Annotated in this window: 18 protein-coding genes and 3 tRNA genes; 7 read left to right on the top strand and 14 right to left on the bottom strand. The window is 44.4% G+C overall.

What is annotated here, in order from left to right; all coding sequences use genetic code 11:
- The first annotated feature begins 7 nt into the window (after positions 1–7).
- Positions 8–1,210 carry an enoyl-ACP reductase FabV gene (gene fabV, locus L1D21_RS04555; protein ID WP_239844030.1) on the top strand — a complete coding sequence of 401 codons (1,203 nt, stop codon included), beginning with the start codon at positions 8–10 and terminating at the stop codon, positions 1,208–1,210.
- A gap of 255 nt (positions 1,211–1,465) precedes the next feature.
- Here the strand turns inward: fabV and ppiD are convergent, their stop codons facing one another.
- The 9 genes from ppiD to L1D21_RS04510 form a co-directional block, all read right to left on the bottom strand.
- Positions 1,466–3,325: a peptidylprolyl isomerase gene (gene ppiD, locus L1D21_RS04550; RefSeq protein ID WP_239844029.1), complete on the bottom strand. Its 1,860-nt coding sequence runs from the start codon at positions 3,323–3,325 to the stop codon at positions 1,466–1,468.
- Positions 3,326–3,547: 222 nt separating this feature from the next.
- Entirely contained in the window at positions 3,548–3,820 is a 273-nt protein-coding gene (locus L1D21_RS04545; protein ID WP_011866302.1) for an HU family DNA-binding protein, read from the bottom strand.
- Positions 3,821–4,078: 258 nt separating this feature from the next.
- Complete coding sequence (gene lon / locus L1D21_RS04540; protein WP_239844028.1) at positions 4,079–6,436, bottom strand: endopeptidase La; 2,358 nt, start codon at positions 6,434–6,436, stop codon at positions 4,079–4,081.
- 129 nt (positions 6,437–6,565) lie between these two features.
- A complete protein-coding gene (clpX, locus tag L1D21_RS04535) occupies positions 6,566–7,843 on the bottom strand; it encodes an ATP-dependent protease ATP-binding subunit ClpX (RefSeq protein WP_239844027.1) in 1,278 nt (425 codons plus the stop codon).
- 84 nt (positions 7,844–7,927) lie between these two features.
- Positions 7,928–8,539 (bottom strand): ATP-dependent Clp endopeptidase proteolytic subunit ClpP, encoded by a 612-nt coding sequence (gene clpP / locus L1D21_RS04530; RefSeq protein ID WP_239844026.1) that lies wholly within the window; start codon positions 8,537–8,539, stop codon positions 7,928–7,930.
- Between the two features lie 90 nt (positions 8,540–8,629).
- A complete protein-coding gene (gene tig / locus L1D21_RS04525) occupies positions 8,630–9,934 on the bottom strand; it encodes a trigger factor (protein WP_239844025.1) in 1,305 nt (434 codons plus the stop codon).
- 256 nt (positions 9,935–10,190) lie between these two features.
- Positions 10,191–10,266 (bottom strand) — tRNA-His (locus L1D21_RS04520).
- Between the two features lie 7 nt (positions 10,267–10,273).
- Positions 10,274–10,350: transfer RNA gene (locus L1D21_RS04515), tRNA-Arg, on the bottom strand.
- A gap of 137 nt (positions 10,351–10,487) precedes the next feature.
- A tRNA-Pro gene (locus L1D21_RS04510) sits at positions 10,488–10,564 on the bottom strand.
- A gap of 488 nt (positions 10,565–11,052) precedes the next feature.
- On the opposite strand from L1D21_RS04510, the gene folD reads away from it, so the two are divergent.
- Complete coding sequence (gene folD, locus L1D21_RS04505) at positions 11,053–11,907, top strand: bifunctional methylenetetrahydrofolate dehydrogenase/methenyltetrahydrofolate cyclohydrolase FolD (protein WP_239844024.1); 855 nt, start codon at positions 11,053–11,055, stop codon at positions 11,905–11,907.
- A 77-nt stretch (positions 11,908–11,984) separates the two neighbouring features.
- On the opposite strand, the gene cysS is transcribed toward folD, so the two are convergent.
- Entirely contained in the window at positions 11,985–13,364 is a 1,380-nt protein-coding gene (gene cysS, locus L1D21_RS04500) for a cysteine--tRNA ligase (protein WP_239844023.1), read from the bottom strand.
- A 250-nt stretch (positions 13,365–13,614) separates the two neighbouring features.
- Here cysS and L1D21_RS04495 point away from each other — a divergent pair, with 250 nt between their 5' ends.
- Both L1D21_RS04495 and L1D21_RS04490 read left to right on the top strand, forming a co-directional pair.
- Positions 13,615–14,109 (top strand): peptidylprolyl isomerase, encoded by a 495-nt coding sequence (locus L1D21_RS04495; RefSeq protein ID WP_239844022.1) that lies wholly within the window; start codon positions 13,615–13,617, stop codon positions 14,107–14,109.
- Positions 14,110–14,129: 20 nt separating this feature from the next.
- Positions 14,130–14,849: a UDP-2,3-diacylglucosamine diphosphatase gene (locus tag L1D21_RS04490; RefSeq protein ID WP_239844021.1), complete on the top strand. Its 720-nt coding sequence runs from the start codon at positions 14,130–14,132 to the stop codon at positions 14,847–14,849.
- Between the two features lie 81 nt (positions 14,850–14,930).
- Here the strand turns inward: L1D21_RS04490 and miaE are convergent, their stop codons facing one another.
- Positions 14,931–15,695 (bottom strand): tRNA isopentenyl-2-thiomethyl-A-37 hydroxylase MiaE, encoded by a 765-nt coding sequence (gene miaE, locus L1D21_RS04485; protein ID WP_239844020.1) that lies wholly within the window; start codon positions 15,693–15,695, stop codon positions 14,931–14,933.
- 426 nt (positions 15,696–16,121) lie between these two features.
- On the opposite strand from miaE, the gene L1D21_RS04480 reads away from it, so the two are divergent.
- Entirely contained in the window at positions 16,122–16,718 is a 597-nt protein-coding gene (locus L1D21_RS04480) for a Yip1 family protein (RefSeq protein ID WP_239844019.1), read from the top strand.
- An 87-nt stretch (positions 16,719–16,805) separates the two neighbouring features.
- Here the strand turns inward: L1D21_RS04480 and glnS are convergent, their stop codons facing one another.
- From glnS to L1D21_RS04465, 3 genes are all read right to left on the bottom strand, one after another.
- Positions 16,806–18,476, bottom strand: a complete 1,671-nt coding sequence (gene glnS, locus L1D21_RS04475) for a glutamine--tRNA ligase (RefSeq protein WP_239844018.1) — start codon at positions 18,474–18,476, stop codon at positions 16,806–16,808.
- Between the two features lie 188 nt (positions 18,477–18,664).
- On the bottom strand, positions 18,665–20,959 hold the full coding sequence (feoB, locus tag L1D21_RS04470; RefSeq protein WP_239844017.1) for a Fe(2+) transporter permease subunit FeoB: 2,295 nt from the start codon (positions 20,957–20,959) through the stop codon (positions 18,665–18,667).
- Positions 20,952–21,191, bottom strand: a complete 240-nt coding sequence (locus L1D21_RS04465) for a FeoA family protein (RefSeq protein WP_239844016.1) — start codon at positions 21,189–21,191, stop codon at positions 20,952–20,954. Before L1D21_RS04465 ends, feoB begins: the two co-directional genes overlap by 8 nt.
- Positions 21,192–21,633: 442 nt before the next feature.
- Between L1D21_RS04465 and L1D21_RS04460 the strand changes: the two genes are divergently transcribed.
- Complete coding sequence (locus L1D21_RS04460) at positions 21,634–22,557, top strand: DmsE family decaheme c-type cytochrome (protein WP_275658922.1); 924 nt, start codon at positions 21,634–21,636, stop codon at positions 22,555–22,557.
- A 14-nt stretch (positions 22,558–22,571) separates the two neighbouring features.
- Positions 22,572–24,683 (top strand): MtrB/PioB family decaheme-associated outer membrane protein, encoded by a 2,112-nt coding sequence (locus L1D21_RS04455; protein ID WP_239844015.1) that lies wholly within the window; start codon positions 22,572–22,574, stop codon positions 24,681–24,683.
- Positions 24,684–24,716 lie beyond the last annotated feature (33 nt).

Raw genomic sequence — 24,716 nt, 5'->3', positions numbered from 1 at the left:
CAGAAACATGATAATCAAACCCAAAACACGTGGCTTCATTTGTACAACTACTCATCCGGTTGGCTGTGAAGCAAATGTACTAGAGCAAATCAATATCACCAAAGCTAACGGCCCTGTAGCTAATGGCCCTAAGAAGGTATTAGTGATCGGCTCTTCAAGCGGCTATGGTCTGTCTTCGCGCATCGCAGCAGCCTTTGGTAGCAATGCAGCCACGCTAGGCGTCTTCTTTGAAAAGCCTGGTACAGAAACCAAACCAGGTACTGCTGGCTGGTATAACTCTGCCGCGTTTGACAAATATGCCAAAGCAGCGGGACTTTACTCTAAGAGCTTAAATGGCGATGCCTTCAGCCACGAAGCTAAGCAACGTGCGATTGAGATCATTAAACAAGATCTTGGCCAAGTGGATATGGTGGTTTATTCACTAGCATCACCTGTGAGAAAGCTACCAGACTCTGGCGAGCTGATCCGCTCATCGCTAAAGCCAATTGGTGAAACCTATACTGCAACTGCGGTAGACACCAACAAAGACCTTATTATCGAAACCAGTGTCGAGCCTGCAACCGAGCAAGAGATCAAAGACACAGTAACAGTAATGGGCGGTGAAGATTGGGAATTGTGGATCAATGCCCTATCGGATGCAGGCGTATTGGCTCCTGAATGTAAAACTGTTGCTTATAGCTATATCGGCACCGAGCTAACTTGGCCTATCTACTGGCATGGTGCTTTAGGTAAAGCCAAAATGGACTTAGACCGCGCTGCTAATACACTCAATACTCAACTTTCAACGACTGGTGGCAGTGCCAATGTCGCCGTACTGAAAAGTGTTGTTACTCAAGCAAGCTCTGCGATTCCTGTCATGCCTCTGTATATCGCTATGGTCTTTAAAAAGATGCGTGAAGAAGGTTTACACGAAGGTTGCCAAGAGCAAATTAACCGTATGTTCAACGAACGCTTGTTCCGTGCCGATGGCACAGCGCCAGCTGTTGATGATGCAAACCGTCTTCGCTTAGACGACTGGGAATTGAAAGAAGATATCCAGCAACATTGTCGCGATTTATGGCCACAAGTAACCACAGAGAACCTAAGCGAACTTACTGACTATCGCGAATATAAAGAAGAGTTCTTGAAGCTGTTTGGTTTTGGTGTCGCATCCGTTGATTATGATGCAGATGTGAACCCGGAAGTTGACTTCGATGTTGAGCAAATTTAATCGTTAGCTAAATGCCTAACTCATATAAAGCCACGATCATTATCGTGGCTTTTTTATTGGGTTGACTCAAACTGATGATAGCTCGCTCATATTTAAAAGTAAGGCTCTGGCTCCTAGCAATAACAACCAACAATGGCTAAAACCAACAGATGGACTCCAAGTAACAGCAACTGTATAGCTAGCTTAAAATAACAGTAAAAAAAAGCCCGTTGAATATTCAACGGGCTTTTTTAAGTGCTATTCAAGCTAAAGGTATTACTCGGCAGCAGTATAAACCACTTCACTGTTAGCTTTTAACAAGCTGATAAGTGAACGGTAATCATTTTCGCTGTACTGTGAGTTCAAACGCTGTTTAAGTGCATTAAGGGTACTGTCATCAATACTCTCAGCCTGATTGACCTTATCAAGCACAATCACGGCATAACCATTGGCTAGTGCCGCAGTATCAACCACTAAAGCGTCAGCAGGCTGAGCCATTTTGAACGCTTTAGCCACTATTGAACTGTCAATAGCTTGATCTGTACGCGCTACCTTAGTCGCCGCAGTCAGTTCAGTGCTAGTGTCGCCAGCTTTAATTGCTGTCATTAATGATTGCGCCTGTTCACGAGCTAGCTCGTTGGCTTTATCTTGCTGAAGACGAGCAACAATAGAGGCTTTGACGGTATCAAAGTCTAAAGTACCTGCAGCAGTATGGCTATTTACGCGAACAACCAACACATGATTCGGGCCAAGCTCAATCACGTCACTGTTCATGCCATCAAGCAATACAGAATTAGAGAAAGCGGCTTTAATCACCTCTGGCGCGTTAAATGGCGCTGGAGCGTTATCACGTGAGAATACTGCAGTGGTTTGAACACTCACACCCACTTCTTTGGCTGCTTCAGTTAGTGTATCAGGAACTTCGTAACTGACATCTGCTAGACGTTGTTGTAAACCATAAAACTCATCAACAGCATGCTTAGTCTTAAGTGTGGCGATAATCTTATCTTTAACATCACTAAATGGTGCTGTAGCGGCAGCTTGAGTATCAAGTAATTTAATGATGTGATAACCAAAGCTGGATTTAACCACTGGAGAATATTGGCCTTGCGCTAGGCTAAATAATGCGTCATCAAAAGCAGGATCCATGACCCCTTTCTCGAACCAATCTAATTCACCACCTTTTTCGGCACTGAATGTGTCATCAGAGTTGGTTTTAGCCAGTTCAGCAAAATCGTCACCCGCTTCAAGCTTAGCGTAAAGTGCATCCGCTTTTGCCTTAGCATCATCATCGCTGCCATTAATAAGAATATGTGCGGCTAGACGTTTTTCAGGCTGTAGATATTGTGCCTGGTTATCGTCGTAGTAGGTTTGAGCCTCTTGCTCAGAAACCTCAACGCCGATAGCCATATTATCGGCATTCAGTTCGATGTAGTTTAATGAAACGGTTTCAGGACGAACAAACTGATTTTGGTTTGCTTGATAGTAACTATTAGCGTCATCATCAGAAACGGAAACTTGATCGATGAAAGGAGCTGAATCAACAACATGATAACGAATATCACGTGTTTGCTGTTGGATTTGTGCTAAATGATCGGCTTCACCCGCTAGAACGAATTCAGAGCCAACTAACGATACAACTAATTGACGACGTGTCATATCATTACGCATCATGTCGCGGAATGTGCTAGCAGAATAACCAAGTTGGCGAATAAGCGCTAAATATCTGTCGTTATCGAATTTGCCATCAGTTTGGAACGCAGGCTCATTCATGATGGCATTCTTAATTTGCTCATCAGAAACGGTTAATCCTAGCTCAACTGCTGTTTGGTCGACTAGTTTGTCGGCAATCAGGCGATCTAATACGCTCTGTTTTACACTGGCTAAATAATTTTCATTATTTGCAAGTGCGCTATACATGTCACCTAATTGCTGCTCTAATCGAGCTCGCTCGCTTTGATAGGCTTGTTCTAAGGCTGATTTACTGATCTCATCGCCATTCACTGTCGCAACAGTTGGCTCAGAAGATGAACCTAAATAGCTACTCACACCAGTAAATGCAAAGGACAATATGACAACGACGAGAATGCTTTTTGCAATCACGCCTTGTGAACCTTCGCGAATCTTTTCTAACATCAGATTTCTCGCTCGTTACATTAAAAAATAAAAAGGCGCATCACCATGGAGGATGCGCCATTTTTGTAAAGTGTTAGACCTAGTTTACATGATACGTAAGTTAGGCCAACGTCATGATAATCAAATAAATTATCAATTCACCTACTCGTAAAAAGCACTGTCTGAACAGTGCTTATCGCTTTACGTGTATGGCTTACAAAGGCCACCTTGACTAAGAAATTCTTAGTTTACAGCGTCTTTAAGTGCTTTACCTGCTTTGAACGCAGGAATGTTTGCCGCAGCAATTTTGATCTCTTTACCCGTCTGTGGGTTGCGACCAGTACGCTCTGCACGTTGACGAACTTCAAAAGTACCAAAACCAACTAGAGAAATCTTATCGCCATCTTTTAGGCCATCAGTCACAGCAGAAATAAAAGAATCTAGAGCACGGCCAGCTGCCGCTTTAGAAATATCAGCACCAGAAGCGATTTTCTCGATTAGTTCAGATTTGTTCATGTCATCCCCTTGAAATTAATTTTTTTGCGCCGCAACCAAATCCTTCTTAGAGCGGTCTGCGGAGGCTTTTTATAACAAGCTTGAAACTAAAGTTCAAGCCAAATAGGAAAACCAAAGAATTAAAATTGGAATAAGCTCAAAACCAGTAGCGCCAAGGCCTGTAGCTAAAAGTTATCCACCAACCTAGGCTACCACAGGTTTCGATTTTAAAAAGCCCCTTTTTGCATTTTTTTTAATGCAAATAGGCATTTTCTTGCGTTACCCCAAATTTTTAACAACTTCAAAGCCTTCAATTGGTCGTTCTAGCGCCAATTCCAACACTTCGTCGACCCAACGCACCGGACGAATTTCTAGATCGGCGACTACATTAGCTGGAATTTCCTCTAAATCGCGCTCATTCTCTTTAGGAATCAACACTAATTTAGTACCACCGCGATGAGCTGCTAAGAGCTTTTCTTTCAATCCGCCGATAGGTAATACTTCGCCTCGTAAGGTGATTTCCCCAGTCATTGCCACATCGGCGCGAACAGGGTTGCCTGTGAGGCTAGAAACCAGAGCAGTACACATAGCTGCACCGGCCGAAGGACCATCTTTAGGCGTGGCGCCTTCAGGCACATGCACGTGGATATCACGCTTCTCGTAGAAGTCAGGATTAATCCCCAGTTGTTCAGCACGCGCTCGTACCACTGTCATCGCCGCTTGAATCGACTCTTGCATGACATCACCAAGTGAACCTGTATAGGTTAGCTTGCCTTTGCCTGGTACTGAGGTCGCCTCAATCGTCAACAAGTCACCGCCGACTTCTGTCCAAGCTAAACCTGTCACTTGTCCAATCTGGTTATTCGATTCAGCCTTACCGTAGTCGAAACGTTGTACCCCAAGAAATGACTTCAAGTTATCTTGGTTAACATCGATATGTTTAACCGACTTGTCGAGTAAAATTTGCTTAACCACTTTACGACAGATTTTCGATAACTCACGTTCAAGGGCACGCACCCCCGCCTCACGAGTGTAGTAACGAATAATGCCGATAATGGCACTGTCTTCGACCTTGACTTCACTGGCTTTCAGGCCATTACGTTCGATCTGTTTGGGTAATAGATGTTGCTTAGCAATATTAAGCTTTTCATCTTCGGTATAACCCGAAAGACGAATGACTTCCATACGATCCAATAACGGGCCAGGAATATTCATCGAGTTCGATGTCGCCACAAACATCACATCGGACAGATCGTAATCGACTTCCAAATAATGATCGCTAAAGGTCGAATTTTGCTCAGGATCGAGTACTTCTAGCAGTGCCGAAGCTGGGTCACCACGCATATCCGAGCTCATCTTATCAATCTCATCGAGCAAAAATAGTGGGTTTTTAACCCCTACTTTGGACATTTTTTGAATCACTTTACCCGGCATAGAACCGATATAAGTACGACGATGGCCTCGGATTTCCGCTTCATCACGCACGCCACCTAATGCCACTCGAACATATTTACGTCCTGTCGCCTTAGCGATAGATTGTCCTAGTGAGGTTTTACCTACACCTGGAGGTCCCACTAAACACAAGATAGGCCCTTTAAGCTGCTTTACGCGGCTCTGTACGGCAAGATATTCTAAAATACGCTCTTTTACCTTCTCTAAACCGAAATGGTCGGTATCCAGTACATCTTGCGCCTTAGCTAAGTTACGCTTAATTTTGGAACGCTGCTTCCAGGGCACAGAGATCATCCAATCAACATAGCTGCGAACCACCGTCGCTTCTGCTGACATTGGAGACATCATTTTTAATTTATTTAGCTCAGCAGTTGCCTTGTCTTTAGCTTCTTCAGGCATACCCGCTTCTTCAATCTTGCGAGTTAAGGTCTCAAACTCATCATGAGACTCGTCAATATCACCAAGCTCTTTTTGAATCGCCTTCATCTGCTCGTTGAGATAATACTCACGCTGGCTCTTTTCCATCTGCTTTTTCACTCGAGAGCGAATACGCTTCTCGACTTGGAGCAGGTCGATTTCAGACTCCATCATCGCCATCAGATATTCCAAACGCTCAGAGACATTAATCATCTCCAGTACGGTTTGTTTATCTTCAAGTTTTAATGGCATGTGTGCCGCCATGGTATCGGCAAGACGTGCAGCTTCATCGATACCCGACAATGAAGTTAATACTTCAGGTGGGATCTTCTTATTCAGCTTGATATAGCCTTCAAACTGGCCAATTGCCGAACGAACCAGTACTTCCTCTTCTTTATCGACAATGTTGTCTGATTCAAGATACTCGGCCGAGGCTACAAAATATTCTGTTTCCTGACTGTACTTAACAATACGCGCACGTTGTCCGCCTTCGACTAGGACTTTAACTGTGCCGTCAGGTAATTTGAGCAGTTGTAAAATAGAAGCAACGGTACCGACTTCAAAAATATCATCACTGGTCGGCTCGTCTAGTTCTGCATCTCGCTGCGCCACTAAAATAATCTGCTTATCTTGCTCCATAGCAGCCTCAAGACAGCGGATGGATTTTTCCCGACCAACAAACAGCGGGATCACCATGTGGGGATAAACCACAACATCTCTTAAGGGGAGTACAGGGAGTTCGATTCGCGCTTCACGCTCTAAGGTCATAGCTCGATTCCGTTTGCTAACAATGTTAATGAGTATATTGGGGTATATCGAATGGTTTCAATGGCAAATATAAAAAAAGGAGCCCAATGGACTCCTTAATCATAAATTAGCGTTACGTTAGGCTAATTATTATTCAGCAACCGCAGGTTGTGGCTCTGCCGATTCATAAATCAAAATCGGTTCGGATTCACCACTAACAACTGATTCGTCAATAACAACTTTAGCCACATTCTCAGATGAAGGCAGGTCATACATGATATCCAGCAGCATGCCCTCAACAATTGAGCGTAAGCCACGTGCACCTGTCTTACGGGTCATCGCTTTTAGCGCAATCGCTTTGAGCGCATCTTCTCTGAATTCAAGCTCAACCCCTTCCATGTCAAACAAGGCAGCAAACTGTTTAGTTAGGGCATTTTTAGGCTCAGATAAAATCTGAATCAGTGCTTCTTCGTCAAGCTCAGCCAAGGTCGCTAACACAGGAAGACGACCGATAAACTCAGGAATAAGACCATATTTAACTAAATCTTCTGGTTCAACCTGACTTAACATATCAGAAATGGTTGCTTTATCTGCTTCGCCTTTAACTTCGGCGCCGAAACCTATGCCGGTACCGACGTGTGAGCGTTGTTCGACCACCTTTTCAAGGCCCGCAAACGCACCACCACAGATAAACAAAATCTTAGAAGTATCGACTTGTAAGAACTCTTGCTGAGGATGCTTGCGTCCACCTTGTGGAGGAACAGCGGCAACCGTACCTTCAATCAGTTTAAGTAAGGCTTGCTGAACCCCCTCACCTGATACGTCACGGGTGATCGATGGGTTGTCAGACTTGCGGCTGATTTTGTCAATCTCATCGATATAAACAATACCACGCTGAGCCTTCTCAACATCGTAATCGCACTTTTGCAGTAGCTTTTGAATGATGTTCTCAACATCCTCGCCCACATAACCCGCTTCGGTTAGTGTGGTCGCATCGGCCATGGTAAACGGCACATTGAGAAAACGCGCTAAGGTCTCTGCAAGTAACGTTTTACCACTACCTGTAGGACCTATCAGCAAGATGTTACTCTTACCCAGCTCAACTCCATCAATTGGTGAAGCATTCTTTAAACGCTTGTAATGGTTATAAACCGCAACAGATAAAACTTTTTTAGCCTTATCTTGCCCAATCACATAATCATCAAGATGCGCTCTGAGCTCATGTGGCGTTGGCAATTTATCTTGATCTTGCTTTGGTGATATCTCTCTGATCTCTTCACGAATAATATCGTTACAGAGCTCTACACACTCGTCACAAACATAAACAGAAGGACCAGCAATTAGCTTACGAACCTCATGCTGACTCTTACCACAGAAAGAGCAGTACAGCAGTTTTCCGCTATCACCGTTGCTTTTGTTATCGCCCATTACTCTACCTCTTTTGCAGTTTCACTCACTGCACAATTCATCTTTCAGTCGCTTCTTTGAGCATAGCTCAGCAAGCGACAATTATCAGCCTCGTTTATCCAGCACTGAGTCAACTAGACCGTAAGTTTCGGCTTCCATTGCACTCATGAAGTTGTCGCGATCGGTATCGCGCTCAATCACTTCTAATGGCTGCCCTGTATGATCGGCTAACATTTGGTTTAATTTGTTCTTAATTCCCAAGATCTCTTGCGCGTGAATTGCGATATCAGACGCTTGACCTTGAAAACCACCTAATGGCTGGTGAATCATCACGCGAGAGTTTGGTAAACAATGGCGCTTGCCTTTAGCACCACCGGCTAATAAAAATGCACCCATGCTGGCAGCTTGGCCAATACAAACCGTACTTACGTTTGGCTTAATAAACTGCATTGTATCATAAATCGCCATCCCCGCAGTTACTGAACCGCCAGGCGAGTTGATATAAAGATAAATATCTTTATCTGGACTTTCTGATTCCAAAAACAGCAACTGGGCCACAATCAGATTTGCCATATGCTCTTCAACTTGGCCAACTAAGAAGATGACTCGCTCTTTTAACAGGCGAGAATAGATATCATATGAGCGTTCACCTTTAGCTGTTTGTTCAACAACCATGGGGACAAGTGCATTCAGTACTGATTCCGGCGCATTTTGCATTATTTATTTCCCTAAAATAAAAATGGCTCGTACGAGGAGCCTCATACGAGCCATTATAAATGGCTAATAGCCATTTAAGTCAAGCATAGGTTACGCTTGTGCAGTAGCCTTGTTCATAAATTCTTCGAAATTGACTTCTTTCTCGGTCACTTTCGCAGATTTTAGTAGTGCTTCAACTGCTTGCTCTTCTAGCGCAACGTTGCGCATGTTCTGCATCATCTCTTGGTTGTTGTTGTAGTATTCAACAACTTCACTTGGATCTTCGTATGCAGAAGCCATAGAAGCGATTAACGCTTGTACACGCTCATCTTCAGCTTTTAGCTCGTTAGTCTTGATCACTTCACCAAGAAGTAGACCTACTTTTACGCGGCGCTCAGCTTGTTCAGTGAATAGATCCGCTGGAAGCTCAGGCATGTTAGCCGCTTGCTGACCAAAACGCTGCATCGCTTGCTGACGCAGTACGTTTACTTCACCATCGATAAGTGCTTTTGGTAGATCAATTTCGTTTTGCTCAAGCAGACCGGTAAGAACTTGATCTTTTACGTTTGCTTTAAGCGCTTGCTCAAGCTCACGAGTCATGTTTTTAGTGATTTCAGCTTTAAGTGCTTCTAAACCACCTTCAACCACACCAAATAATTTTGCGAACTCATCGTTAACTTCTGGTAGGTTTGCCGCTTGAACTTCTTTAAGAGTAATAGCGAACTTAGCCACTTTACCTTTTAGGTTTTCAGCGTGGTAATCTTCAGGGAAAGTCACTTCGATATCGAACTCTTCACCGGCTTTATGACCTTCAACACCAGATTCGAAACCTGGGATCATGCGGTTGCTACCTAGTTGCAGTTCGAAATCTTCAGCTTTACCGCCTTCAAATTCTTCACCGTCGATAGAACCAACGAAGTCAATTTTAGCTTTGTCGCCGTCAGTCGCTGCGCGGTCAACTGCTTCAAAAGTCGCGTGTTGCTTACGTAGTGTTTCGATCATTGCGTCAACATCAGCGTCTTTAACTTCAGATACTGGCTTCTCAACTTCGATAGCTTCTAGACCTTTTAGTTCTACTTCTGGGTAGATCTCGAAAGTTGCTACGAATTGGAAGTTTTCAGCATCGGTTTCACCAGGAACGAAAGTCGGTGCACCCGCTGGGTTTAATTTTTCTGCAATGATGGCTTCAACGAAGTTACGCTGCATCACTTCACCAGTGATATCTTGACGAATAGCCTTGCCATAACGCTTGTTAATTACGCTTACAGGTACTTTGCCTGGGCGGAAACCTGGGATACGCGCACGCTTAGCTTCATTTTTCAGACTATCAGAAACGGCTTTTTCGATCTGTTCAGCTGGAACAGAAATCGTTAGGCGGCGTTCTAAACCTTGTGTTGTTTCTACAGAAACTTGCATTGTTTTACCTCGAAATATGTCAAACATCTTTTTGTAATAGTCGAATTTTCAACTATTAAGGTATTCGTTTCTTGATCTAAAAAAACGACTAAAATGGCTTGGTAACTGGGCTTGGCAGTCGTTGCACATAGTTGAAATTTATCAAGACGCGACATTATAGCCACGGTTTTCCGCATAGTCGAGCCTCAAAGACCGAATTCCGGACGTAAAAAAAGCGACCAGAGGTCGCTTTTTTAATTTCTTTATATAAAAGAAGTGGGGTGACTGATGGGACTTGAACCCACGACAACCGGAATCACAATCCGGGGCTCTACCAACTGAGCTACAATCACCACTGTTTGGTACGCCCGGCAGGATTCGAACCTGCGGCCATCCGCTTAGAAGGCGGATGCTCTATCCAACTGAGCTACGGGCGCTTCGCTATGAACACGGTTCATATCCTAACTGGGCTAAATAACGTGATACGCTATTTTTAAAAATGGTCGCTGTTATAAAAGAGAGGATTTTACCTCTTTTCAACTCTTAGTTAACTATAACTACCATTTTTTGAATTTGGTCGGTGATAGAGGATTCGAACCTCTGACCCTCTGGTCCCAAACCAGATGCGCTACCGGGCTGCGCTAATCACCGAAGGTATTACTTTTGTTCGACAATTTAAGAGTGTCTAACTCTGTCCACTTTAACCTTAATACTTAAGGTACGCACTGAACCGCGCATTTGCTGGACTCGGCTAAAGTTAACTAGCGAGGCGCAAAGTTTACGACGTAAAGCCTCTCGTCGAGAACGGAGCGCATCTTATCCCCTCACTTAATGGGCGTCAACGATTTTTTTGAAAAGCCTATTTAGATGCTTAATTTAGCACCTATTAGCGATTAAGTCATTGCCAAACACTGCAGTAAAAAACCACCAGATATGATACTTAGTGGCATCAGCTTGCAGCATCGAATTTCTATTTCTGTGGTAATTCGATTTAGTCAGTTTAACAAAAGTGCCTTGCTGCGGGATTATCCTAAATTTAAAACGGTCTGTTATACAGCTAAATCAATGACACCAACCATTGCCCCTGCTAAAATGTCGCGGTTTTTATTATCGCGCCATATAAAGGAAATCCTACCCCCATGACAGCCAAATTAATCGATGGCAAAGCGATTGCTCAATCCATACGAACTCAATTAACTGCTAAAGTCACTGCCCGTAAAGAAGCTGGTTTACGTGTTCCAGGTTTAGCGGTCATTCTTGTGGGCGCCGATCCGGCATCACAAGTTTATGTTGGTAGTAAACGCCGTGCCTGCGAAGAGGTCGGTTTCCTATCACAATCTTTCGATTTACCGGCTGATACTTCAGAAGAAGCCCTATTAGCACTCATTGATAAGTGCAATGACGCTCCTGCGATTGATGGAATTTTGGTGCAACTGCCTTTACCTAAGCACATTGAAGAATCAAAGGTCATCGAACGTATTCGCCCTGATAAAGATGTCGATGGTTTCCATCCATATAACGTGGGGCGTTTAGCTCAGCGCATTCCCGTACTGCGCTCATGCACGCCAATGGGGATCATGACACTCATCAAATCTACCGGCGTTGATACCTATGGTTTAGACGCTGTAGTCGTTGGCGCCTCTAATATTGTCGGTCGTCCTATGACGCTGGAATTATTGCTAGCAGGCTGTACGACAACCACTTGTCATCGCTTTACCCGCGATCTTGAAGACAAGGTTCGTCGCGCAGATCTAGTGGTAGTTGCTGTTGGCAAAGCTAACTTCATTCCTGGTGAGTGGATTAAACCTGGCGCGATTGTTATCGATGTGGGCATTAACCGCCTCGAGAACGGCACTTTGGTAGGTGATGTTCAATTTGATGTTGCGGCTGAATCAGCCAGCCATATTACCCCTGTACCGGGTGGTGTTGGTCCAATGACTATTGCTAGCTTGTTGGAAAATACCCTTTACGCCGCCGAGAATTATCACGACTAAGCCGGTTGCGCATTAAGTGTAAAAAAGCCTGCATTATAAATGCAGGCTTTTTTGTATTAGCGCTATTAAATCGCGAGTTACTTCTTACGCCAAGTCGTCCCTTCAGGGCCATCTTCTAAGATCACACCAAGTGCGTTCAAACCATCACGGGCAATATCGGCAGCAGGCCAATCTTTCTCGGCACGGGCACGATTTCGTTCGACAATTAATGCTTCGATTTGTGCCACTTCATCATCACTGCCCTGCCCCTTGAAGAAAGCATCGACATCTTGATCTAAAATACCAAGCACATCAGCAAGCTGCTTCATGCTCACACCTAGCGCAGAAGCTGCAACTAAATCATCAACCTTCAAACGATTAATTTCACGCACCATATCAAACAGCACAGAATAAGCTTCTGGTGTATTAAAATCATCATCCATGGCTGCAGTAAACTTAGCCACAAACTCAGTCGCGGGGGCTGCTTTAACAGTAAGATCAAGCCCTTTCAATGCCGTATAAAGACGCTCTAAAGCCGCCTTAGCCTGCTTAAGGTTATCTTCTGAATAATTAAGCTGACTACGGTAATGACCCGATAGTAAGAAATAACGTACTGTCGAAGCATCATAATGGGCTAACACATCACGGATAGTGAAGAAGTTATTCAGTGACTTTGACATCTTCTCTTTGTCGACCATCACCATACCTGTGTGCATCCAGTAGTTCACATAAGGCGTGTCATGAGCACAGCAAGACTGAGCGATTTCATTTTCATGATGCGGGAACTGTAAATCTGAACCACCACCATGAATATCAAAATGCTCACCTAAATGTTTGCTATTCATCGCCGAACATTCGATATGCCAACCAGGACGACCTGGGCCCCAAGGAGAATCCCAAGTTGGTTCACCAGGTTTAGACATTTTCCATAAGACGAAATCCATAGGATCACGTTTATTTTCATCGACCTCTACTCGCGCACCGGCTTGCAGTTGATCTAAATTTTGCCCTGAAAGACGGCCATATTCAGGGAACGAAGACACACTGAATAAAACATCGCCGTCATCGGCAACATAAGCATGGTCGCGTTCAATTAAACGCTCAACCATTTCGATGATTTCAGGGATATGTTGTGTTGCCCGCGGCTCAAAATCGGGACGCTGCATATTAAGCGCGTCAAAGTCACGATACATCTCTTGTGTCAGCCGCTCTGTCAGAGAATCACAGCTCTCATTATTTTCGGCCGCACGCTTAATGATCTTGTCATCAACATCGGTAATGTTGCGCTGAAAATTCACTTCGTAACCACGGAATCTCAGGTATCGGACTATCATGTCAAAAGCAACAAACGTACGTCCATGACCGATATGACACAAATCATAAATGGTCACCCCGCAGACATACATGCCAACTTTTCCTGGCTGTAATGGCTTAAATTGCTCTTTTTGGCGGGTAAGACTGTTGTATAGCTTCAACATGGAGATTCTCTATAAATAATTGACAACAAATAGGCTATTGAGTCTATCACCTGAAAACCGACGCTTCCAGCATGAGAGCGCGAATGCAGCGCGTTTTTTGCCCTTGGACACATTAACGCCAAGCCAAAGCCTAAAAGCGCAGCAAAAATAAGCTGGTTTGAATGAAAGTGGAGCGAATCGCTTTATGCTATACCCTGAATAGGCTAGAATCTGGCGCTATCAATCTAAGACTAACCAAGAGAAAACTCTAATGATCTTAATGCAAACCAATCACGGCGACATCAAAATTGAACTGAATGCAGAAAAAGCCCCTGTCACTGCGGCTAACTTCACTCAGTATGTTAAAGATGGCTTTTACGATGGTACGATTTTTCACCGCGTGATCGACGGTTTCATGGTTCAAGGCGGCGGCTTTACCGAAGATATGACACAAAAGCGTCCGAATGAGTCAATCAAAAACGAAGCTAACAATGGGCTATCAAATAAAGTAGGCACCATTGCAATGGCACGTACTTCAGATCCACATTCAGCCACGGCTCAGTTCTTTATCAACATCAACGACAACACTTTCCTCGACTTCAAGTCTGAATCAGGCCAAGGCTGGGGTTATTGTGTATTTGGTGAAGTGGTTGAAGGCATGGATGTCGTCAATAAAATCAAAGCCGTTGCAACGGGTAACCGTGGCATGCATCAAGATGTACCACTAGAAGCGGTTATCATCGAAAAAGTCACTATCGCTGAATAACTGACTCGAGTAATCATCCGTTGAATTACACACTCTTTGTGGGCGATTTGCACTTAAGTGCCGATCGCCCCGATATCGCTAACGCGTTTTATCGTTTTCTCGACAACCACACTGAAAATTGCGATGCCCTGTATATTTTGGGCGATCTATTTGAAGTTTGGGTAGGCGACGATATTGCCGAAGCTTTTGCCCTTGAATTAGCCCAACGTCTCAAACAATTCTCCAGCCACACGCCTATCTATTTCATTCATGGTAATCGTGATTTTTTACTCGGTAAGAAATATGCCCAGTTGGCGGGGATGACATTGTTACCAGAGGTGCACTGTATCGACCTGTACGGCAAAAAAACGGTGTTATTACACGGTGACAGCCTATGCACCTTAGATAAAGCTTATCAGCGCTTTCGCCGCTTTAGGAATCAAGCTTGGGCAAAGTTTATCTACAATCATCTTCCTAAAAAGCAACGCCTTGCCATCGCCAGTAAATTGCGCAATAAGAGTCAGCAAGGTAATCAGCAAAAAAGCTATACCATTATGGATGTCGAGCAAAACGCTGTAGCTGAGCTAATAGCGCAAACCGAAAGCAAGCTGATGATCCATGGCCACACTCACAGACCCAAGATCCATCAGTTGCCAAATGAGTGTCAGCGTATTGTGGTTGGCGACTGGTATGATCAAGGCAGTGTCTTAACTATCTCTGCAACCGATACCCGACTCGAAACCTTACCCTTTACCGATTAAGTGTCACTCGAAGCTCTCATCTCAAGATCAGGCTTCAAGCTCATAGCTAATCTCATACCTAAGCACATAGCAAAACTCAGTTTAGCTCGGCCGACCCGAATGGAATTTGAATTCATCATCTTGGGAGACAATTAACTGCGCCTCTACCTGAGCAAAATGTTCCACCCGTTGCTTGATATCTTCTGTGGCAATCGATTGCGCTAGCTTAAGGTAATCTTGGTAATGACGCGCTTCTGAGCGCAGTAATGACACATAGAATTTCTGCAACTCACTATCCAAACGCGGTGCCAGTTTGGCAAAACGCTCACAAGAGCGAGCCTCGATAAAGGCACCTACAATCAGCTTATCGACAAGCGTCGCTGGCTCATGAGTACGAACGTGTTTCATCAGCCCCTTTGCGTAACGTCCTGCAGTTAAGTTTTGATACTCGATGCCTCTAGCCTGCATAATCTCAAGCACTTGTTCGAAATGATGAAACTCTTCTTTGATTAAACGCACCATTTTTGCAATCAAATCGCTGCCAAAGTCGACACCCGCTTTCGGCTGTAACTCCCCGACCAGCTCATTTTTTTTCACATCTCGAGCCAAAAACTCACTGATAGAGCGCTGTTTGTTATAAACAAAATCTTCGTAAGGCTTAGCCCAACTCAGCAGCAACTCACCACTGGTTTTATCGATGGCATATTTGCGGATCATGAACATCGCGGTCTGAGCCGCTTTTAGCTCGCAATTGCAGTGGTCGATAAGCAGCTCATTCAGCCGCTCAGGGTGACAGGCCATTGCAATCCATTCATCAGGGGTTTCACATTTTAAAAACTGCTTAATTGGGGCTAATAAAGTTTGCATCGACTCTCTAAATAACTTGGCTCTAATCTGGCTGAGCATTTTAGCAATAAAACCACAGTTAAAATATCCTCTGACTCCAACTGAGTACAGATATTGCCAATTGAATAAATGCTAAGAGTAGCTACAGCGAAAATAATGAGACAAAACGATAAATTACCATCGGCTGGTGATTCTCATAATCCCATTTTGATGCATAAAACAGATGATGTTTATCATGGCTATTTTAATCTGCCGGTAGATTCAAATCAGGACGCGAGTAGTTATTAGCTTGACTAGTGTTCTTTTATGTTCAATAAATAAACTATATCGGTCACATTGATGTGACTGTTTGGGGGCCTAAGGTCTATTGGCTTGCAGACCAAAAGGCATATGGGTTCGTCTGTAGTTTGGCGAGCACGATATAAGAGCTGAACAAGGATAACTATAATGATATTGAATCACTTAATGGGGTTATACACACATCCAAAAGAAGAGTGGCATACTATTGAAAAAAACCATGAGGCCGTTAAAAGCAGCCTTAGTCATGTATTACTCATTGCACTCATACCCACCATCTGTACCTTTATCGCATCAACCAAGATTGGCTGGAACCTCGGGGTTTCCGAGCCACTATTTCTCACTGCCAATAGCGCATTAATGATGTCTGTCAGCATGTACTTTGGTTTGATCGCCGGGGTCTTTGGACTCGCCTACCTCGCCTTTTGGATGGCAAAAACCTTCGATGCCAGCCCAAGTTTTACTCAAGCTTTAGAGTTGGCATCTTATACTGCCACACCCTTGTTTATGGTGGGTTTAGCCGCCTTGTATCCTTCACTATGGTTTATGATGGTCGTTGGTTTAGCCGGTTTAACCTATTCGGTTTATCTGTTGTATACCGGGGTACCAATCATCATGAATATTCCTGAGGAAAAAGGCTTTATCTATGCCAGCTCAGTGGTGACTGCCGGCCTAGTGTTATTAGTCGCCTTAATGGCATCGAGCATCATTTTATGGAGCTTCGGACTCGGTCCAATGTATCAATAGCTAACATCATTAACGATCAAAAAAAGGCTTTAGATTTCTCTAAAGCCTTTTCTATTTGAGCCTCTAGCCCTGTAACAGAATCAAATATTAATTTGACGAGTCGCGTAATGGTACAGTTAAGTTAAACACTAAACTGTCTGGCGTTGAGTCTTTATTATCAGCACAGAAATAACCTTCACGCTCAAACTGATACGCCTTTTCTGCTTCAGCATTCACGAGTCCTGCTTCGACAACACCGTTGCGCACAACCAATGATTCAGCATTAAGCACTTCATCAACAGTCTCCGCCGCCGCTGGGTTCGCTTGGTTAAATAGCTTGTCATAAAGACGAAATTCCGCCTTCACCGCAGTAGTGGCTTCAACCCAATGAATAACCCCTTTCACCTTACGACCATCTGCAGGGTTTTTCCCTAATGTCTGATCATCATAAGTACAGTAAATAGTGGTCACATTGCCATCGGCATCTTTTTCACAGCGTTCAGCCTTAACCACGTAAGCGTTACGTAAACGTACTTCTTTACCTTGTACTAAACGCTTATATTTCTTATTGGCTTCTTCTCTGAAATCATCGGCATCGATATAGATTTCACGGCCAAAAGCTAATTCACGTGTTCCCATCGACTCAATCGTTGGGTGCACCGGAGCGCTTACCGACTCAGTTTGGCCTTCGGGATAGTTTTCGATAATCAACTTAACCGGATTAATCACCGCCATAGCACGAGGCGCATGCTCGTTTAACTCTTCACGAATACACGCATCGAGCATACCCACTTCAACCATGTTCTCTTGTTTCGTCACACCGATGCGGCGACAAAACTCCCGGATCGAAGCCGGCGTGTACCCACGACGACGTAAGCCTGCAATAGTAGGCATACGTGGATCATCCCAACCTGAAACCAAGTTACGTACCACTAAGTCATTCAGCTTGCGCTTAGACATCAAGGTATATTCAAGATTAAGACGTGAAAACTCGTATTGACGTGTGCGATTTGGGGCTTGGAAATCATCAAGATTATCCAATACCCAGTCATACAAGCGACGGTTATCTTGGAACTCTAAAGTACATAGTGAATGGGTAATATTCTCAAGCGCATCCGAAATACAATGGGTGAAATCATACATAGGATAGATGCACCACTTATCACCGGTTTGATGATGATGTGCAAAACGAATACGGTAGATAATGGGATCACGCATGCACATAAATGGCGAGGCCATATCGACTTTTGCACGCAGGGCACACTCACCCTCTTTGAATTCACCTAAACGCATTTTTTCAAATAACGCTAAGTTATCTTCGATAGAGGTATCGCGATAAGGGCTGTTTTTACCAGGCTCTTTCAATGTGCCACGGTATTCACGAGTCTGTTCGCCATTAAGAAAGCAGACATAAGCTAGCCCTTTACTGATCAACTCTACCGCATATTGATGTAATTGCTCAAAATAATTAGATGAATAGCGAATTTCACCATCCCACTCAAATCCTAACCAATGCACGTCAGCCTGAATCGAATTAACATAATCGATATCTTCTTTTTCAGGGTTGGTATCATCAAAACGTAAGTTACATTGCCCCTTATAGTCCTTAGCTAAACCGAAGTTCAAGCAAATAGACTTAGCATGACCGATATGAAGATAGCCGTTCGGCTCAGGTGGAAAACGTGTGTGCACGTGGTCGTGCTTACCGCTTTCTAAATCTTCATCAATGATGTTACGAATGAAGTTACTTGGACGAACTTCTGTGTCCACATGACTCATGGATATCCTCTTTACCAACTGTGCTATGACTAATCCGCATTTTAGCCGATCAGTATCGATTAGGGAAAACCAGCATATTCCTACAGATCTGATTGAGTTACAACGTCTCGCCGCTAAAAACTGGTCTCATTTACCACAAAAACAAAAAAGCAGCGAATAATCGCTGCTTTTGTTAGCAAAATGCCCTTTTATTCAGTAACCACATTCACTACTGGGATCAAGGTTTGCTGCTTTATGCCTTTGCGCTTAAGCCATAGATAAAAGCCAATCAACGCAATGATAAAGAAACCAATCCATAATGACGATTGTAGTGGATGCTCAGCAAAGGTTGCCGCCTGATAAAATACCGTTGCTGTGCCATAAGCTAAAGCAAAGGTCCAAGCTGCTGCAAAGGTCGCCCAACGTGAACCAAACTCACCTACTAAGGCCCCCATTGCTGCAACACAAGGTGTGTAGAGCAAAATAAACAACAAGTAAGCGAAAGCTGCGACAATACCAGTAAAGCCTGCATGCAATGCTGTAAAGGTACTAGTATCAACTTCTAACTCTGCAGAAGCCGCCTCAACCGTCGATACGTCACCAACAGACATAGAAAGAGGATCATCTGCTGCGATACCAAACAAGTTCTCAGGTATGGTCGCTAACGCTTCACTGAAGCTTTCTGATAACGGAGTCAAGGCCTCATCTTCATCGCTAGGTGTTGAATATAAACTGTTTAATGTTCCAACCACCGCTTCTTTAGCGAAAATACCCGTAATAATCCCCACTGTTGCAGGCCAGTTGTCTTGTTCGATACCCATTGGAGCAAACAGCGGAGTCACTTTCTGACTGGCAACACTCAATACTGACTCAGAGCTGTCTTCGTGGCCAAATGTGCCGTCGATACCAATCGCATTAACAAAGTTTAGCAAGGTCACCACGATAACAATGGTTTTACCCGCACCTTTAATAAAGCTCTTGGTACGCTTACCCGTACGAGCCATCACTGTCTTAAATTTTGGCTTCTCGTAATTAGGCAACTCCATGACCACGGCACTGCTGACGCCGGGTAAAATTGTTGAGCGTAACAGCAAGCCTGTACCAATCGCAGCCAAAATACCAATGAGATACAGTAGGAAAACTAAGTTTTGTCCCGACTCAGGAAAGAAGGCAGCTGCAAATAAAGCATATACTGGTAAACGTGCACCACATGACATAAATGGCGCCATCATACCAGTAACGATACGCTCACGTTCGCTACCTAAGGTTCGAGTTGCCATGATGGCAGGCACCGAACAACCAAATCCAACAATCATAGGCACGAAAGCCTTGCCCGGTAGACCTATACGACGCATCAGGCCATCAACCACAAAGGCCGCTCGCGCCATATAGCCTGAGCCTTCGAGAATCGACAAGGCTAAAAACAGCGCCGCAATCACAGGAATGAAGGTGGCAACGGTTTGAATACCTTGGCCAACACCACCAGCAACAATCGTCACCAACCAAGCTGGAGCACCGAGATTCGACATCAAGGCGCCAAAATGATCCACAAATAATGCACCTGCGGTGATATCGAAGAAATCGATAAATGCACTGCCCACGTTGATGCTGAACATGAACATCAGATACATGACGAATAGGAAAATCGGAATTCCGGCAATGGGGTGTAGCACCAGCTTATCGAGTTTATCGCTTACCGTTTGTACATCACCATTGCTAACCGCACTATTATAAGCCTGCTGTACAAAGTCAAAACGCGTGGTTGCCACCATGATCTCGATGTCTTTGCCATCGGCAGCCAGTGCTTCAGAACACTGTGCCACTTCAGTCAACATCTGGCCATTTTTGCACTTACCGCAACCTAATCCATTTGCTAACATCGCTAGCGCACGGCCACGACTTAACTGATTATCACGCTCAAATAGTGCCTCGATACCTGATTCAATTTGCTTGTCATAGCTAAGGACTAATGGCGCTTCAGAGACTTTGCCCTCAAGAAGATCAACAACCTGCGCTTTAACTTGTAAGATATCCGCTTCTTCACGCGAACAAACGGCGATCACTGGACAACCAAGTTGCTCGCTCATCTTAACGACGTCTATATCGATTCCATGGGCTTTAGCCACATCAATCTTATTGATCACCACCACCATAGGTATACCCAGTTCTCTGAGCTGAACCGTTAAATAGAGGTGTCTTTCGATATTGGTAGCATCGATCAGATTGATAATGCCGTCCATCTTGGCATCGGCCAGATACTGCTGGGCAATCTGCTCGTCCAAAGAACAGTCGCAGCTACTTCCTGCAGGAAGCAGATCATAAATACCAGGTAGGTCAGTTAGAAATACATCGGCCCCATTTAAGGTAAAGTGACCGGTTTTTTTCTCGACAGTCACACCCGACCAATTACCTACCTGCTGGTTAGCACCAGTGAGCGCATTAAACAGAGTCGATTTACCCGCATTAGGATTACCAACCGTGACACAATGAAATTGTTTAGCCATGAGCAACATCCACCTCAATTACATCCGCTAAATCTTTACGCATACACAACTTACTACCACGAATAGCCAACTCTAGACCCGAGCCCATAGGCGCACGTCTAAGTAGAGTAAAAGAGGTGTTTGGGGTGATTCCCATAGATAACAACTTGCGTTTAACGACAGAAGGCAACTGAATTTGGCCAACTTCTGAAATAACTGCACTGTCGCCAGGCTTTAATTCACTCAATTTCATATCGTAGTACTACCCTTTGAGGTCTTGCATATTCTCAACTAGCTTCGATTCTAACCAAGCACAGATCCAAATAACTTTACCTAGATCAACATTTGGGAGTGGAAACGATAATAGTTTTCAATTGAGTTATATTATGTGACATATCTCTCAGTGAGTAAAACCCTTTTGTAAATGATAATGATTTTTATTTCGATGCAATTAGGGCGCCGCGTATGCCTTGCATTTGTGATCGTCATCACACTTATCACCAATACCATGGGGATTTTCAGTTTTATCGACTAAAAGCCAACAACTTTTTCACACAAAAGAAACATTTTCAGCCTATTATTTAGGCTTAGCGAATTTAGCAAATCATTAAACATAAAAATTAAAATCCGCTTCTTTAGTGCTTGGGATGAAAATGATGAAAATGGACTCTACGTGGATGAAACGATTCAACTTAATGACCTTACTGGCAAGCTTTCTGCTGGTGAGTACTTCTGTTATTGCAACCCCCTGGGATGATATGCCTGCCAAAGACGTCGAGAAGGTTCTCGATGAAAAGTTTGCCAAAGGCGAATACTCCCCTAAAGGTGCTGATACATGTTTAATGTGCCATAGAAAAAACGAAAAAGTCATGGCGCTTTTCGATGGGGTGCACGGAAATCCGCAAGTCCAAGGCTCGCCAATGGCAGACCTACAATGTGAGGCTTGTCATGGCCCACTAGGTAAGCACAACCGTGGTGGCAAGGAACCCATGATCACCTTTGGTTCCAACTCTCCGGTTCCTGCAGCAAAACAAAATAGTGTGTGTATGAGTTGTCATAACGATGACAAGCGCATGGCATGGGAAGGAAACCATCATGATAACGCCGACGTCGCCTGTAGTGACTGCCATCAGGTGCATACGGGCCATGACCCTATCTTGAGCAAAACAGAAGAAGTCAGCGTTTGTACGACTTGTCATACTCAACAAAAAGCCGATATGCACAAACGCAGCTCACACCCTATGCAGTGGCAACAGATGGTATGTAGCGATTGCCATAATCCTCATGGCAGCTTAAACGAATCAAGCTTAAAGCAGATGAGTGTTAACGAGAACTGTTATGCCTGTCATGCTGAAAAACGGGGTCCCAAATTATGGGAGCACGCCCCAGTTACCGACAACTGCGCAAACTGTCACAACCCACATGGCAGCGTGAACGAAGCGATGTTAATAAGTAAACCACCACAGTTATGTCAGCAGTGTCACGCCTCGGTCGGCCATACCTCAAACGCGGTCTTCGGTAATATGCCTAACGCCTTTAATGCTGGCCAAAGTTGCATGAATTGCCATAACCAAGTTCATGGTTCTAATCACCCATCTGGCAAGTTATTGCAACGTTAATAGGGAGTATTGACATGAAGAACCACAATGGACATCGCACGCTCCCGATAAAACTCAGCGCTATCACCTTGGCCATCATGAGTTCAATGGCTTATGCAGATGGTTATGGTATTGCATCGGCTAACCGTGAATCCCTAAAGCAAGATGGCTGGGACTGTAAACGTTGTGAACTAAAAACCGGCACTCAGGGCACTATCGGTGTTGGGGTAGCAAGTAATGATGGTGAAGACAGCCGTTTTGGCAATACCACAGGCACAGATGAAGACGGCTTTGTTGCCAGCGTTGAAGCCGACGTTTCACATTTAACTGAGTCGGGTTACCAGACCCGATTTAACGCCGATAAATTGGGCTATGACAACGGTTCAGCGGATCTAACAACAGGCCGCCGTGGACAATACAGTATCAATGCGTCGTATCGAGGCATCACGCGTTACGATACCAACAGTGCCATGAGCCCATTTAGCCGCCAAAACAATCAGTGGTTACTTCCTTCACAGTGGCAGTCCGCCGCCACAACAGATCAAATGAGCGACCTGCAAACTGCGGCTATGCCCATTGAATTGAAAATTGCCCGAGACCGATTCAATTTAGGCGCCGATTACAACGGCAGCTTCTATAAAGCCAATATCGACTATCAACATGAACAACGAGAAGGCTATCGCACGAGCAGCGCTAACTTACTCAGTAACAGCGTGCAGCTGGCACAACGTGTGGACGACTCGACAGATAATGTCACCTCAAAATTTTATCTTAGGGGTGATAGCTGGTTAGCTGGGATAGATGCGGGAGTCAGCTATTATCGTAATGATGAAGAATCTCTCTATTGGCAATCACCATTTTCGCCCACCTTTGGTGCTGCTTATTTTGGCCAAAATGCAGTTGCACCGGACAACAAAGCCTATCGCATTGCTGGCAACTCACAATTTTCAAGCGACGGACAACAAGTACTAATGCATGTGGGTTTTACCCGCATGACTCAAGACCAAGCCTTTTTACCCGCAACGATCAATGGCCCATCTCCAGTGCTTCCTAACGACAACTTGGATGGTCAAGTCGATATTTTAGAAATGAAACTGAACTATTCAGGGCGATTAACCCAAGATTTGTCCTTAAGAGCAAGTTATGACTATCGCGATCGTGACAATAAAACTGAATTTGACAGCTACCCTCAAGTGATCACCGACAGTTTCTACAGTGGTGATGCAACACCTGCAGAATATGATCGCACTCGTCAGCAAGCAGCGGTTGCAGCTAAATATCGCTTCAGTCGCGCGATTTATCTCGATGTCGGTTACGATTATGACTACAACACCTACAGTGATTTAGATCGTCAAACCCTGCGAGAAAACAGCATTTATGGCAAGCTAAACTACCGTATCACATCACAATGGTTAGTATGGCTAAAAGCATCTGGAAGCGACCGAAGCGGTAGTGAATATATGCCAGTAACGACCACTGCGAGCCCAAGTAATCCTCTGCTACGCAAAAGCTATTTAGCCGATAGAGAACGTCAGCAATATGGACTCTATGCCAGTTACTCAGCCGGAAGTTTAGGCGTCACAGCAAACCTTCATTGGATGCAAGATGACTATAACGAAACCCTTATCGGCCTTACCGAGGTCGAAACTCAAGGCTATGACTTATCGGCCAACTATGCGATTAACGACAACATCAGCTTAAACGCTTTCGTCAATCAAGATTGGCGCGACAGCGATCAAGCTGGCAGTAGTAATTTCGGTACGCCTAACTGGTTTGCCACCGCTGAGGAGCAATCCACCCTCATAGGGACTGGAATCAATTACGGCAACTTAATGGATAACAAGCTCAATCTGGGTCTGGATTACACCTATTCCGATGGCCAGAGTGATACCCAAGTCACTCAAGGCTTACAATCTCCTTATGGCGATTATTACTCGACTAAACACAACGTTAATGCCTTTGCACGCTATCAAGTCAGCGAAGCTGTCGGTTTACGATTCGACTGGATTTATGAGCAATACCAAGATACAGATTGGGCCAACCAAGGGCTCACTTTGGATGCGATACCCAATGTATTGAGTTTTGGAGATTTAAGCCATGATTACAGCTCCCACTACTTTGGACTGACATTAAGTTATCAGCTCTAACTGATGCCACAAGACTAATTTCCAAGGAAGAGA

Source organism: Shewanella sp. Isolate11 (assembly GCF_022398315.1).
In the GTDB taxonomy this organism is placed as follows: Bacteria; Pseudomonadota; Gammaproteobacteria; order Enterobacterales; family Shewanellaceae; genus Shewanella.
The sequence above is the reverse complement of the archived record's forward strand: the minus strand, read 5'-3'. Positions and strand labels throughout refer to the sequence as shown.